General features: G+C 53.7%; 12 protein-coding genes. 3 read left to right on the top strand and 9 right to left on the bottom strand.

What is annotated here, in order from left to right:
- Nucleotides 1–57: 57 nt before the first annotated feature.
- Complete coding sequence (fre, locus tag R3196_RS02925; RefSeq protein WP_318935152.1) at nt 58–756, bottom strand: NAD(P)H-flavin reductase; 699 nt, start codon at nt 754–756, stop codon at nt 58–60.
- A gap of 22 nt (nt 757–778) precedes the next feature.
- Nucleotides 779–2,263: a 4-hydroxy-3-polyprenylbenzoate decarboxylase gene (ubiD, locus tag R3196_RS02930; RefSeq protein WP_318935153.1), complete on the bottom strand. Its 1,485-nt coding sequence runs from the start codon at nt 2,261–2,263 to the stop codon at nt 779–781.
- A 121-nt stretch (nt 2,264–2,384) separates the two neighbouring features.
- Here ubiD and R3196_RS02935 point away from each other — a divergent pair, with 121 nt between their 5' ends.
- Nucleotides 2,385–3,377, top strand: a complete 993-nt coding sequence (locus tag R3196_RS02935) for an endonuclease/exonuclease/phosphatase family protein (RefSeq protein WP_318935154.1) — start codon at nt 2,385–2,387, stop codon at nt 3,375–3,377.
- A gap of 7 nt (nt 3,378–3,384) precedes the next feature.
- Here R3196_RS02935 and R3196_RS02940 read toward each other — a convergent pair whose 3' ends face one another.
- The 3 genes from R3196_RS02940 to trxA form a co-directional block, all read right to left on the bottom strand.
- Entirely contained in the window at nt 3,385–4,812 is a 1,428-nt protein-coding gene (locus tag R3196_RS02940; RefSeq protein ID WP_318935155.1) for a serine hydrolase, read from the bottom strand.
- Nucleotides 4,812–6,077, bottom strand: coding sequence for a transcription termination factor Rho (gene rho, locus R3196_RS02945; protein WP_318935156.1), 1,266 nt, complete (start codon nt 6,075–6,077; stop codon nt 4,812–4,814). Before rho ends, R3196_RS02940 begins: the two co-directional genes overlap by 1 nt.
- A 231-nt stretch (nt 6,078–6,308) precedes the next feature.
- Nucleotides 6,309–6,635: a thioredoxin TrxA gene (gene trxA / locus R3196_RS02950; protein ID WP_318935157.1), complete on the bottom strand. Its 327-nt coding sequence runs from the start codon at nt 6,633–6,635 to the stop codon at nt 6,309–6,311.
- Nucleotides 6,636–6,723: 88 nt separating this feature from the next.
- Between trxA and rhlB the strand changes: the two genes are divergently transcribed.
- A complete protein-coding gene (gene rhlB, locus R3196_RS02955; protein WP_318935158.1) occupies nt 6,724–8,013 on the top strand; it encodes an ATP-dependent RNA helicase RhlB in 1,290 nt (429 codons plus the stop codon).
- Between the two features lie 6 nt (nt 8,014–8,019).
- On the top strand, nt 8,020–8,955 hold the full coding sequence (locus tag R3196_RS02960) for a Ppx/GppA family phosphatase (RefSeq protein WP_318935159.1): 936 nt from the start codon (nt 8,020–8,022) through the stop codon (nt 8,953–8,955).
- Here the strand turns inward: R3196_RS02960 and hemB are convergent.
- Genes hemB through R3196_RS02980 form a run of 4 tightly spaced genes read right to left on the bottom strand, consistent with a single transcriptional unit; the run spans nt 8,952 to nt 13,097 of the window.
- Nucleotides 8,952–9,956 (bottom strand): porphobilinogen synthase, encoded by a 1,005-nt coding sequence (hemB, locus tag R3196_RS02965; RefSeq protein WP_318935160.1) that lies wholly within the window; start codon nt 9,954–9,956, stop codon nt 8,952–8,954. The genes R3196_RS02960 and hemB overlap by 4 nt on opposite strands.
- Nucleotides 9,957–11,753, bottom strand: a complete 1,797-nt coding sequence (locus R3196_RS02970) for a diguanylate cyclase (RefSeq protein WP_318935204.1) — start codon at nt 11,751–11,753, stop codon at nt 9,957–9,959.
- Entirely contained in the window at nt 11,750–12,547 is a 798-nt protein-coding gene (locus R3196_RS02975; RefSeq protein ID WP_318935161.1) for a TatD family hydrolase, read from the bottom strand. The genes R3196_RS02970 and R3196_RS02975 overlap by 4 nt, the downstream gene beginning before the upstream one ends.
- 10 nt (nt 12,548–12,557) lie before the next feature.
- A complete protein-coding gene (locus R3196_RS02980; protein ID WP_318935162.1) occupies nt 12,558–13,097 on the bottom strand; it encodes a hypothetical protein in 540 nt (179 codons plus the stop codon).
- Nucleotides 13,098–13,116: the final 19 nt, after the last annotated feature.

A 13,116-nucleotide genomic window follows, 5' to 3' on the forward strand; every position in this document is an offset into this window, starting at 1 on the left:
GAGTATAACAGCTCGCCCTTGTTTGTTAAATAGGTTGTTAAATAGGTTGTTAAATACTCAGATGAACGCCAGGGCGTCGCCGTACAATTGCCCGGGCGGCAGCCCGCGCGACTGAAAGTCATCACGGATGCAGCGCACCATTTCAAAGCGGCCCGCCACATAAACATCGGCATCAGTTAATGCGCCCTGCTCAGCCAGTACCGCATGATGAACCAGCCCAACGGCGCCATGCCAGCCGGCCTGCGCTTCTTCAATTACCGGCCGGTAACAGAACTGCGGGTGACGTTCGCTGAGGTCTTGCAGCTTCGTATCAAAATAAAGGTCATCAGCCTTACGGCCGCCCCAGTACAGCGTAACCGGCCGGCTGTCATCCTTGCGCAGGTGGTCCTGCAGAATCGACCAGGTATAGGAAAAACCAGTGCCGCCGGCGATCAGGATAAGCGGGCGCTCACTATCTTCACGGTACCAGGCGTCACCTAAGGGGACTTCAACAGTTATCGCCTTATCAGTGCGCATTTTTTGCAGTACTTCCCGCGCGTAGGGGTTATCGTCGGCAGCGCCTATATGCAGCTCCAGGGTATCGGTTTTGGACGGGCAGGAAGCGATTGAAAACGGCCGTTTATCGCGCTCACCCATCACCACCTGCAGGTACTGGCCACCGGCAAAGCGAATCGCTTCAGGCAGCTCCAGCAGCACCCGGAATACGGCGGGGGTAAGGGCTTCAATGGAGGCGACCTGGCAATGCAGTTGTTTCATAAATAAAGCGTATCCTGTCAGCTTATTTAGTTATTGCGGTAGAAAAGATATCCAGCTCATCCCAGATATCGTCAATGCGCGCTTTCACCTGTTCATCCATAACAATAGGTACGCCCCACTCACGGTCGGTTTCACCCGGCCACTTGTTAGTGGCATCCATACCCATCTTTGAGCCAAGGCCCGACACCGGTGAGGCAAAATCAAGGTAATCTATCGGCGTATTCTCAACCAGCACAGTATCCCGCGCCGGGTCCATGCGCGTGGTCATGGCCCAGATCACATCCTGCCAGTCACGGGCGTTAATATCATCGTCACAGACGATCACAAACTTGGTATACATAAACTGCCGCAAAAAGGACCATACGCCCATCATCACCCGTTTGGCGTGGCCCGCATATTGCTTCTTCATGGTCACCACCGCAACCCGGTAAGAGCAGCCTTCAGGCGGCAGGTAAAAATCAACAATTTCCGGAAACTGCTTCTGCAATAACGGCACGAAGACTTCATTCAGAGCCACCCCGAGCACGGCGGGTTCATCCGGTGGGCGACCGGTATAGGTGCTGTGATAAATCGGCTCTTTGCGGTGGGTGATATGGGTCACGGTAAACACCGGGAACTCATCCACCTCATTATAGTAACCGGTGTGATCGCCATAAGGCCCCTCAGGCGCGGTTTCGCCCGGCGCGATATAACCTTCGAGGATGATCTCGGCATGGGCCGGCACCTGCAGATCCGAGCTCACGCATTTAGTGACCTCGGTTTTACCATCGCGCAGTAAACCCGCAAAAGCATACTCCGACAAGCTGTCGGGTACCGGCGTTACGGCGCCAAGAATAGTCGCGGGATCCGCCCCCAGCGCAACGGCGACCGGAAAATTTTCGCCCGGATGCTGGCGTTGCCAGTCCTGAAAATCCAGAGCGCCGCCACGATGGGACAACCAGCGCATAATCAGTTTATTCGGCCCCAGCAATTGCTGGCGGTAAATGCCCAGGTTCTGGCGTTCTTTGTTCGGCCCGCGGGTTACCGTCAGTCCCCAGGTGATCAGCGGGGCCACATCGCCAGGCCAGCAATGCTGAATTGGCAGCGTGGTCAGGTCGACATCATCGCCGCTCATCACAACTTGCTGGCACGGCGCTTTTTTTAGTACTTTGGGCGACATGCTCAGCACTTTTTTATAAACCGGCAATAAATTCAGCGCGTCGCGGAAACCTTTGGGTGGCTCCGGCTCTTTCAGAAAGGCCAGCAACTTACCCACATCACGCAGCGCTTCAACGGACTCCTGCCCCATGCCACGGGCAACCCGATCCGGTGTGCCAAACAGATTCGCCAGCACCGGCATACTATGGCCTTTCACATTTTCAAACAGCAAAGCAGGCCCGCCGGCCTTTAAAGTCCGGTCGGCGATTTCGGTCATTTCCAGATAAGGATCAATTTCCTGCCGGATACGCTTGAGTTCACCGCGCTGCTCCAGCTGAGTGATAAAATCACGCAAATCTTGATATTTCACACCAGGCACTCGTTGTTGGCTTGTGATATGCGCCCAGTATACGCAGTTTTATAAAAGTTTTCAGCGCCTGCTAAGTAGGCTAGCCTTATATATATACCCCAAAAAATGAGACACGAGGTCTATGTTAGCGAACTGGATTATTACCGGATTTACCCTGCTGCTTCTGATCACCACGCTGCTACCGCTAACCCGCAAAGCAGTCTGGTGGGCGAGATTGTGGGATTTCCCCCGCTTGCAGCAGGCAGTTGTGGCACTGGCACTTCTCATCGCCAGCGGCTTCTGGCTAGACCCGGGCAGCCCTTATACCTGGACACTGATTGGCGTGCAGTTGTTCTGTGGCGCCTGGCAACTCTGGTGGATTTTTCCCTATACCGTGTTTGGTAAACGCGAAGTAGCACGTTATAAGCGCGGCCATAGCGGCGAACATGTCGACGAGCATCTGCGCATTCTGGTGGTCAACGTGTTTCAGTACAATCGCAACGCCGTGGGCCTGGTACGCATGATTAACCAACAGCGTCCGGACGTGGTGGTGGTCGTTGAAGCTGATAAATGGTGGATGGAACAGCTCACTGACATCGAAGATGACTACGCCCACATCCTGCGCCAGCCGCAGACCAACAGCTACGGCATGTTGGTTTACTCTGTCTGGCCGTTTAAAAATGAAGAAATTGAGTTTCTGGTACACGAAACCATTCCTTCCATGCATTTCGATCTTGAAATGCCTGGTGGTCGCCAGGTGCGGATGCACTGCCTGCATCCATCGCCACCCAGTATTATCGATCCGGAAAAAACCAGAAAACGGGATGTTGAGCTGTTAAAAGTAGCGGATAAAACCGCCGAAGAAAGCGGCCCTGTCATCGTTACCGGCGATTTAAATGACGTCGCCTGGTCGCATACGACCCGGCAGTTTTTGCGGGAAAGTAAACTACTGGATCCGCGCCTGGGTCGCGGCATCTATAACACCTATCATGCCCGCTTTCCGCTGCTGCGCTGGCCGCTGGATCACATCTTTCACAGCGAGCATTTTATGCTGGTGGAGATCAAACGGTTGCGGGGATTTGGCTCGGATCACTTTCCGTTGCTGGTGGAACTGGCATTACGCAGTGACGACTAAGCCGGAATTATTCAACAGCCTTAAGCGCCCGCAGCACATCGCGGGCAAATTCATGCTCCCGGAACGGCGGCTCGCCAGCTAAATCATAACCACGGCGCACAATCACAAGGTTTTCAGAAGGAATAATAAAGAGGTACTGGCCGCGATTACCACGGGCAGCGATAGTATCGTCAGGCAGTTCCGGAAAGCGTTCATTGAACAACCACCACTGCGCGCCATAACCGGGGATTGGGCTGCCCGCTGAGGATTGTGCGGGCGGCTGCGCCGGCGCTGGCGTGCTGATATAGCTGAGCCAGTTTTCCGGCAAGATTTGCTCATCATTCCAGCGGCCATTCTGCAGATGCAGTATGCCCAGCCGGGCCAGATCTCGCGACGTCGTCCACACTTGTGACGACAAAATAAAGTCACCCTGCCAGTCGGTCTCGGGGAAGGTATGCTGCATACCAATTTTGTTTAGTAACTGCTTAAACGGAAACGCCAGGTAATCGTTTACATCGGTGAAACGTTCACGCAACGTGCGCAGAGCCAGCAGGGTATCGTTATTGGCGTACTTCCAGCGCGTGCCGGGCGGTACTTCCAGCGCGGTTTGGGTGGCGGTATCGCTGACCAGCCCGCCACCGAGATAAACCCGATCGGTACGGTTGCCGGCGACATTACTATCCAGCCCCGATGCCATGTGCAACAGGTGCTCCAGAGTAATCTGCCCGCGCGGGTCGGCAGGATAGGACCAATTTTCCAGGCCGGCCGGCTCATTTACTTTGACTAAACCCTGTTGCACCGCCACACCGATCACACTGGCGCCAATACTTTTGGCTACGGACCAGGTGCGCTGTGAGGTTTCCGGCGTAAAGCCATCCAGATAATGCTCGGCTATGATTTGCTCCGGCGTGGCAATGAGCACTGCGGTGGTGCGGGCGCCAGCGCCATAGTGATCGCTAAAGGCACCGCGAATAGCAGTATCTAGTAAATCATTGCCGGTAGAGCTATTAATTGGGTTCAGTTGCACCCAGGGAGCGCCGCTATCCTTACCCGGTTTGGGTTGCGGGTCGGCTAACCGCGGCATCATAGCAGCGACATCGGCAGTAGCACCAACCGGTAGCTGCACGCAGCCCAACTGTGGTCGCCAGACTACCGTACGCGGTGGCAGATCATCATAAGCCACCTGCACCATACGCAGTTCAGGGTCAATAAAAACGGGGAGTTGAGTAACCAGATCCTGCACCAGCGGATAAATACCGGTCAGCTCATGAGCATTAATCAGCTCCATCGACTTACCGCCATTAAAGGTGGCACTGCAGGTAAACGCGGCTTTGTAACCGGCCGCATAGGCTTGAATCGTTGTTTCAGTTTCGGCAGCACTCGCGGTTAGCGGAGCGTGCACACTGAGGGCGGCCACGACGCCAAATAAACTGAGTCGCAGCGCCCGCATTACCATTAGCCTTTCTGTCGCTTCATTGACTCAAAGAACTCTTCGTTGGTCTTGGTCATTTGCAGCTTATCGATAAGGAATTCCATCGCTTCGGTTTCGCCCATTGGATGAACAATTTTACGCAGGATCCACATTTTCTGCAGTTCTTCCTGGGTGGTCAGCAATTCTTCACGACGGGTACCTGAGCGGTTGAAATCAATCGCCGGGAACACGCGCTTTTCAGCAATCTTACGATTCAGGTGCAGCTCCATGTTACCGGTACCTTTAAACTCTTCGTAGATGACTTCATCCATTTTTGAGCCGGTATCGATCAGCGCTGTAGCAATGATGGTCAGGCTGCCGCCCTCTTCCACATTACGGGCCGCGCCGAAGAAGCGTTTCGGTTTGTGCAGGGCATTGGCATCCACACCACCGGTCAGTACTTTTCCTGAGCTTGGAATCACGGTGTTGTAGGCACGGGCCAGACGGGTAATCGAGTCAAGGAGGATAACCACGTCTTTTTTGTGCTCAACCAGGCGCTTGGCTTTTTCGATGACCATTTCGGCAACCTGCACGTGGCGGCTGGCCGGCTCATCAAAGGTAGAGGCAACCACCTCGCCTTTCACCAGGCGATGCATTTCGGTTACTTCTTCAGGACGCTCATCGATCAGCAGCACCATGAGTACACACTCAGGATAATTAGCGGCAATCGACTGGGCAATGTTCTGCAGTAATAAAGTTTTACCGGCTTTTGGCGGCGCCACGATCAGGCCACGCTGACCTTTACCGATTGGCGAGGCCAAATCCAGAACCCGGGCCGTAATATCTTCAGTACTGCCGTTACCCCGTTCCATCACCATGCGCTCTTCGGCATGTAAAGGTGTCAGGTTCTCAAACAGAATTTTATTACGGGAGTTTTCAGGTTTGTCGTAGTTAACTTCGCGGACTTTAAGCAGGGCAAAATAGCGTTCACCTTCTTTCGGTGGTCGTATCTTGCCGGCAACCGTGTCACCGGTCCGCAAATTGAAGCGGCGGATCTGGCTGGGCGATACATAGATATCGTCCGGTCCGGCCAGGTAGGAGGAATCGGCTGACCGCAGAAAGCCAAAACCGTCTTGCAAAATTTCTAAGGCACCGTCGCCATAGATATCTTCGCCACTTTTGGCGTGCGCCTTAAGGATAGCGAAAATGATATCTTGTTTACGGGTACGCGCCATGGCGTCGAGGCCCATGGTTTCGGCAAGCTGAACCAGCTCGTTGACAGGTTTATTTTTTAATTCTGTTAAGTTCATAGGGGGGCTGATGACTTTTTTATTTGGCCAATGGGAATAAGGTTTGATTAAAGTTTTGTCTGGGGTCTGACTATCTGGCGACCGTATGGCTGGCAGCCTGAAGAAAAGCAATGTACGAAAAGTAACACCTAAAAATTAAAACGTCCAGTTTTTCATCGATTATTTAAATCTGCGCCAGACAGGGGCAGCCGGAACCCGACAGTTCCGGCCTGTCACCTTATGCTTCGCTGCTTACAGGTGCTGGTCAATAAACTCTGCCAGTTGGGCTTTCGACAATGCACCCACTTTAGTACCCGCTACTTCGCCGTTTTTAAATAACAGCAAGGTAGGAATGCCGCGGATGCCGTATTTTGGTGGCGTCTGATTGTTATGATCAACGTTCAGTTTACCAACAGTAATGCGATCACCGTACTCTTTTGAGATATCGTCCAGTATTGGCGCGATCATTTTACATGGTCCGCACCACTCGGCCCAGAAATCGACCAGTACAGGTTTATCTGAATTAAGGACATCTGCCTCAAAACTATCATCACTTAGCTGAACAATTTTATCACTCATGATAATCTCCGCTGCTGAATTCGCGTGAAATAATAAAACACTATTATTTCTGTTTTTGAATGTTAGCGCAAACTGATATGCTTACGCCATGAGTAAAACACACCTGACAGAGACACGGTTCGCCGATCTCGACCTGCATCCGCAGGTTTTAACCGCGTTAGAAAACGCCGGTTTTGAATACTGTACGCCAATACAGGCGCTTAGCTTACCTGTCGCACTGACGGGTAAAGACGTTGCTGGCCAGGCCCAGACGGGCACCGGTAAAACGCTCGCCTTTCTGGTCGCCACCTTCACCACTCTGCTGAATAAGCCACGCGAGGGTGAAAAACGTTACCCACGCGCTATTATTATGGCTCCTACGCGAGAACTTGCCATTCAGATCGCAAATGATGCTGAATTATTAGCAAAACACTGCGATATGCGCATTGGTGTTATTTATGGGGGCGAGGGTTACGAAAGTCAACGCCAGTCACTTGAAGAAGGCGTAGATATTCTGATTGGCACCACCGGCCGCCTGATGGATTACTACAAGCAAGGTATTTATCCGCTGGATAAAATTGAAGTGGTGGTGCTTGATGAAGCCGATCGCATGTTCGATCTCGGCTTTATTAAAGATATCCGCTTTATGCTCAGCAAAATGCCTCCAGCCAAAGAGCGCCAGAGCATGCTGTTCTCCGCTACCTTGTCACAGCGCGTGCAGGAACTGGCCTACGACCACATGAACTCACCTACTAAGCTGGAAGTCGAGCCGCTGCAAAAAACGGGAGAACGAATCAGTGAAGAGCTTTTTTATCCGTCCAAGCAGGACAAAATTAAGCTGCTGCTGACCCTGATTGAAGAAGACTGGCCCGATAAAGCTATTATTTTCGCCAATACCAAACATGTTTGCGAAAAGCTCTTTAACTGGCTGGAAGCCGATGGCCACCGTGTTGGCCTGCTAACCGGTGATGTACCGCAGCGCAAGCGTCTGAAGATATTGGACGACTTTACTGAGGGGCAACTGGACTTTCTGGTCGCAACCGATGTCGCTGCCCGCGGTCTGCACATTCCGGAAGTGAGCCATGTTTATAATTATGACCTGCCGGACGACTTCGAGGATTATGTGCACCGGATAGGCCGTACCGGACGAGCGGGCGCCAGCGGTAAAGCCATTAACCTGGCCTGCGAAGAGTACGTTTATAACCTCCCCGCTATCGAAGAATATATCGGCCATGCTATTCCGGTGACTAAATATGCGCCGGAAGCACTGCTGACTGATATTAAAACACCGCGTCCCGTGCGCCGTCGTACTCGTGGTGGCCGCCGTGGCGGTGGTGCAGGCGGTGGTGGCGGTGGTCAGCAACGTCGTGGTGGCAATCGTCAGGGCAACTCCAGGTAACAACACATGGCGCACTCGTCGCGCATGGCCGCAATTGACCTCGGGTCCAACAGTTTCCATTTACTGTTGGCCCAACCCAATCGATCGGGTGGCACTCAGGTGCTTTCCCGGCAACGCCAGAAAGTGCGCCTGGCTGACGGCCTCAATCGCGATAATCAACTCAGTGATGAAGCGATTAACCGCGGGCTGGCGTGCCTGGCCAGCTTTGCCGAACTCTTGCGCGGCATTCCGGAAGCGCGGGTTCGCTGTGTGGCAACGGCCACCTTGCGGATTGCCACTAACCGTGCCGACGTAATTAAAACCTTTGAACAGGTCCTGGGCTTTCCGGTCGAAATTATTTCCGGTGAAGACGAAGCCGCGCTGATTTATCAGGGCGCGACTTTATCGCTGGCAAGCGCGGCCCGGCGTATGCTGGTACTGGACATTGGCGGCGCCAGCACTGAAATTATTGTCGGTACAGGCACCCGGCCCAGCCACTTGCGTAGCCTGGATATGGGCTGTGTGGTCTGGCACAACCGCTTTTTCAGCGATAAAACAATAACGGCTTCAGCCTGTGACGACGCTATCCAGGCCGCTAGCGAACTTCTGCAACCCCACGTCAGCGACTTCCTGCAACATCCCTGGCAACTCGCCTGTGGTGCCTCAGGCACCTTCCGAGCGCTGTACGACATTCTGCAGCGGGAAAACAAAACAGCTATCGGGGACGACTGGCTGGAAGACGTTTTACAGCGCAGCATTCGTCTGGGCAAAATCAGCCGCCTCGGACAGCTCGGCGTGCGCCGCGAACGCCAGCCGATGTTCATCGGCGGACTCACGATATTGGTCGCCCTGGTCAGGGTGCTTGGTATTGAGGAGATTATTCGCGCCCAGGGGGCACTGCGGGAAGGCTTGTTACATAACCTGGTCACCAGCGCCTCAGCACCGGCGACCAGCGACTCCTAGGCTTTAAGCTGTTGCGCCGCGTGCTTGGCGAAATAGCTCAGAATGCCGTCGGCACCAGCACGTTTAAAGCTCAATAGCGATTCCATAATCACCTCTTCACTAAGCCAGCCATTGGCAATAGCTGCCTTCATCATGGCGTATTCGCCGCTAACCTGATAAGCAAACGTAGGCACCGCAAACTGATCCTTTACCCGTCGCACAATATCCAGATACGGCATGCCGGGCTTGACCATTACCATGTCAGCGCCTTCTTCAATATCCAGCGCCACTTCGTGGAGCGCTTCGTCACTATTGGCCGGATCCATCTGATAGGTTTTCTTATTACCGCCCTTGAGGTTCGATGCTGAACCCACGGCGTCACGGAAGGGGCCATAAAACGCTGAAGCATACTTGGCGGAATAGGCCATGATCTGGACATGATGAAAGCCATGCTCTTCGAGCGCTTCGCGAATGGCACCGATACGTCCGTCCATCATGTCCGATGGCGCAACCACGTCGGCTCCCGCGCGGGCATGAGACAGCGCCTGTTGCACCAGTGCCGATACAGTCACATCGTTCTGCACATAGCCGGAATCATCAATGATTCCGTCCTGCCCGTGGGTAGTAAAAGGATCCAGTGCTACATCGGTGATTACGCCCAGCTCGGGCAGTGCTGCTTTGATGGCACGCACTGCCCGCTGCGCCAGCCCATCGTCATCCCAGGCGGCCTCAGCCGTCAGCGACTTGTCGGCGGCGGGGGTAACGGGAAACAGTGCTACCGCTGGAATGCCTAGCGCAGCGATTTCGCGACACTCTTCGACCAGCATATCAACCGATAATCGCTCGACACCCGGCATCGATTGCACCTGCTCGCGCTGCTGCTCACCTGGCAGTACGAACATGGGGTAGATCAGATCCGCGGCGGTCAGCTGATGTTCGGCTACCAGACGCCGGCTGAATTCATGGCGGCGCAAGCGACGCAGACGACGAAACGGAAACGATGATGGTGCTGATGTTTGCATTTAAAAGCTCTCAGTACGCTTAGTAATAGTTGAATTCGAGGGGTTAACATGACCCGTGCGAACGGTGTCTCGACCCGCATGTTTGGCGCGGTAAAGCGCATCATCGGCCACTGCAAGCAGCTCACTTTCGCTGACGTCATAGACGGTCGGATGGTATGCGACGATGCCAATACTGACAGTGAGCCGCATCACGCCGTGCCCGGTGGTAAAAATATGCTCGCGGATGGTCACCACAAGCCGTTCAGCAATCTCGCGAGCACCGACTTCATCGATAGCCGGCATAAGGATAACAAATTCTTCGCCGCCATAGCGAAAAATTCGATCCCCTCCGCGCTGAAAAACGCCTTTCAGCAGCTCGCTCAGCTGGATAAGAATTTCATCGCCTGCCAGATGTCCGAACTCATCATTGATCGGCTTAAAATGGTCAATATCCAGCATTAACAGCGCCAGACTGTGCTTGTTACGTTGGGCGCGACGAATCTCCAGCGGCAGTTCATCGTCCAGAAATCCCCGGTTGTACAGCCCAGTCAGCCGATCCTCATTACTCTTCTGTTCAAGGTCGTTATTCGCTTTACGTAGCTTTATCATTACCGCTTCAAGTTCCGCGGTGCGCTGGCCGACCATAGCTTCAAGTTCGGTTGTCAGTTGCTGTTCGGCCAGCAGCCGTTCGCGCCGATCCTCGTTAAAGCGAATGGCCAGCACCAATGATAGCAGCATTACTTCAAGCGCCGAGGCAATCATAATGGCGTAGCGCTGCACAAACACCGACTCAAATAAGCCCAGATAACCAAGCGCGTTGCAGATAACCGCGAATAATAAACTGCCGAGCGCGATGGTATAAATCCGCGCATACCCCAGCCCACGTCGCCACAGTACGACACCGGTTACCATCAGGTAGCAGCAACCAAATACGGCCAGCCCCAGCACAAAAGGAATTAAGGTCGCGTAGGACAATATGGTACTAAGAATGAAAATCACCCCATAGATGAACTGTAAACTGACCAGTCCCTTGTGCAGTGCGGGGCTTCGCTCTCTGGTTTGCAGTAGCTGCGCGGCCACCAAACCGGCAAACAGAAATACCAGACTGCCTATCATGGTCACAATACGATCCTGCAACCAGGGCCAGTCCGACCAGATATACTGATAACCGGTACCGTCAAGTCCGGCGAGCAACAGGCCAATACTGACTATATAAGCGGAGTATTTAAGAAAAGTGGGATCGCGGGTAACACCAAAGCTGAATAAATTATAAATGACCATACAGTACAACAAGCCAAAGTATAAGCCGGTAGCGGCTACCAGATATTGCTGGTCCTGCATGAACTCGAGCGGCTGCCATACTTCCAACGGGAACCGCATAGAACTCTCAGTGCGCACTCGCAGATAAACCTCAACCGCCTGTTGATCCGGCAGCGGCACAATAAAGTTTTTATGCTCTACAGGCCGCGCGTCGAATGGCTGCTTATCACCAACATGATAGGTCTGGATAACCGCTTCGTCGCGCACAAAAAAGATATCAACGGAGTCAAGTAGCGGATAACCCAGATAGAGGATGCGATCGGCGTCCGCAGCGGGAAGATAGCTTTTAAACCAGTATGTGGCTGGCGTATAACCAAAGGAAACTTCAGCGCCGGGCGGCAGACTCTGCCACTGCTCCTGCACTAACAGATCAGCCAGTTGCAACTGGTGGGTCGGATCAGGCTGATAATAAACCGTCGGCTCAAGCTTTGCCGCAACAGCAAATGCTGACCATAGCAGCAGTCCGCAGGCCAGTACGGTTGCGGCAACGCGGTTCAGGGGCGCCCCCTCACCGGGCGGCCAAACAAGTTATGGCTCACCTGCCAGCTTTCCGCAGCCAGATCACTAATTGACTGCTGCCGTAAGTTAGCAACCACTTCGGCTATTTCCGGTAACCAGCAGGGCTCGTTCATAGCCGGGCGCGGTTTCAGTGTGCGCGGAATAAGAAAAGGCGCATCGGTTTCGAGCACCAGGCGATCTGCCGGAATAAGCGGAACCGCAGTACGCAGCTCCTGGCCACGGCGCTCATCACAGACCCAGCCGGTGACGCCAATGTAGCAGCCAAGATCCAGATAAGCAGCCAGCGCTTCACGTCCGCCGGTAAAGCAGTGTGCCAGCATGTTGGGGATGGTGTTCTGATAATTTTTAAGTATCGCCAGTTGATCGGTCAGCGCATCGCGCTCGTGCAGATAAACCGGTTTACCCACTTCGGCGGCTAAATCAAGCTGCGCCTGAAAAACCCGGCGCTGCGCATCGGGCGGTGAGAAGTTACGGTTAAAATCCAGACCACATTCACCAATAGCGACCACCGCCGGATGACCCGCCAGTTCGGCCAGTTGGCTAAGATAATCTATGGGGACTTCAGCGGCATCGTGGGGATGAATGCCAACCGTTGCCACCAATTGCCGGGGAAATTGCTCACACAGCTGCACCGCAGCGCGGCTTTGCTCAAGGTTAGTACCAATAACCAGTAGCCGGTTCACGTCAGCTGCCTGAGCACGCGCGATAACCTGCTCCACGTCACCGGCAAATCGTGAACTGGTAAGATTTACCCCACAATCAAACCAAGCCATAGCACCCCTGTCAGTCGATACGTTTAACCTTGATCCGGCTGTTTACATCTGAACGGCCCAGATAGAAGCTATTCAGTACGCCGCGCTCAATATAGTAGTCAACGCCATCAGGAAGCTGATAGGTTTTACTGTCCGTCTGCTGCCAGCGCTGGCCATTGGATAATTCAAAAATCCAACGACCGTAAGGGTCTTTTGTGGTTTTCACAATCTCGATATAACGCTTATCCTCATCCTCAGACTGGCGCTCCTGGCGATGTTCGCGGCCAAAGTCATCAGCCCGGTTACTTTCGCTCTGACCACGGCCCTGGCTACGCTCAGCACCACGCCCCTGGCCACGGGCCCGATTATTTGCCTGAGCTTGTTCTGCTTGCCGGTACTTGCCATTAGCTGCCAGCTCGTCAAAACACACCAGCCGCTGCAGCGGATTTTCAATTTGCGCACAGGTTGCGAGCTGCTCATCGGACACCGACTGCGCCACTACCGGATGACTAAAGAGCGCAGCGACCGCAGTACTGCATATCACACTGCCGATCCATACTGTTTTTAGCATGACTAATCTTTCCTAATTT

The organism is Pseudidiomarina sp., from assembly GCF_033722695.1.
In the GTDB taxonomy this organism is placed as follows: Bacteria; Pseudomonadota; Gammaproteobacteria; order Enterobacterales; family Alteromonadaceae; genus Pseudidiomarina.

What these genes read in the sequence shown, in the direction of transcription:
- R3196_RS02940 (WP_318935155.1), bottom strand. Translation starts at nt 4,812, where the DNA reads ATGGTAATGCGGGCGCTGCGACTCAGTTTATTTGGCGTCGTGGCCGCC.
- rhlB (WP_318935158.1), top strand. Translation starts at nt 6,724, where the DNA reads ATGAGTAAAACACACCTGACAGAGACACGGTTCGCCGATCTCGACCTG.
- R3196_RS02935 (WP_318935154.1), top strand. Translation starts at nt 2,385, where the DNA reads ATGTTAGCGAACTGGATTATTACCGGATTTACCCTGCTGCTTCTGATC.
- rho (WP_318935156.1), bottom strand. Translation starts at nt 6,077, where the DNA reads ATGAACTTAACAGAATTAAAAAATAAACCTGTCAACGAGCTGGTTCAG.
- hemB (WP_318935160.1), bottom strand. Translation starts at nt 9,956, where the DNA reads ATGCAAACATCAGCACCATCATCGTTTCCGTTTCGTCGTCTGCGTCGC.
- R3196_RS02980 (WP_318935162.1), bottom strand. Translation starts at nt 13,097, where the DNA reads ATGCTAAAAACAGTATGGATCGGCAGTGTGATATGCAGTACTGCGGTC.
- trxA (WP_318935157.1), bottom strand. Translation starts at nt 6,635, where the DNA reads ATGAGTGATAAAATTGTTCAGCTAAGTGATGATAGTTTTGAGGCAGAT.
- fre (WP_318935152.1), bottom strand. Translation starts at nt 756, where the DNA reads ATGAAACAACTGCATTGCCAGGTCGCCTCCATTGAAGCCCTTACCCCC.
- R3196_RS02975 (WP_318935161.1), bottom strand. Translation starts at nt 12,547, where the DNA reads ATGGCTTGGTTTGATTGTGGGGTAAATCTTACCAGTTCACGATTTGCC.
- R3196_RS02960 (WP_318935159.1), top strand. Translation starts at nt 8,020, where the DNA reads ATGGCGCACTCGTCGCGCATGGCCGCAATTGACCTCGGGTCCAACAGT.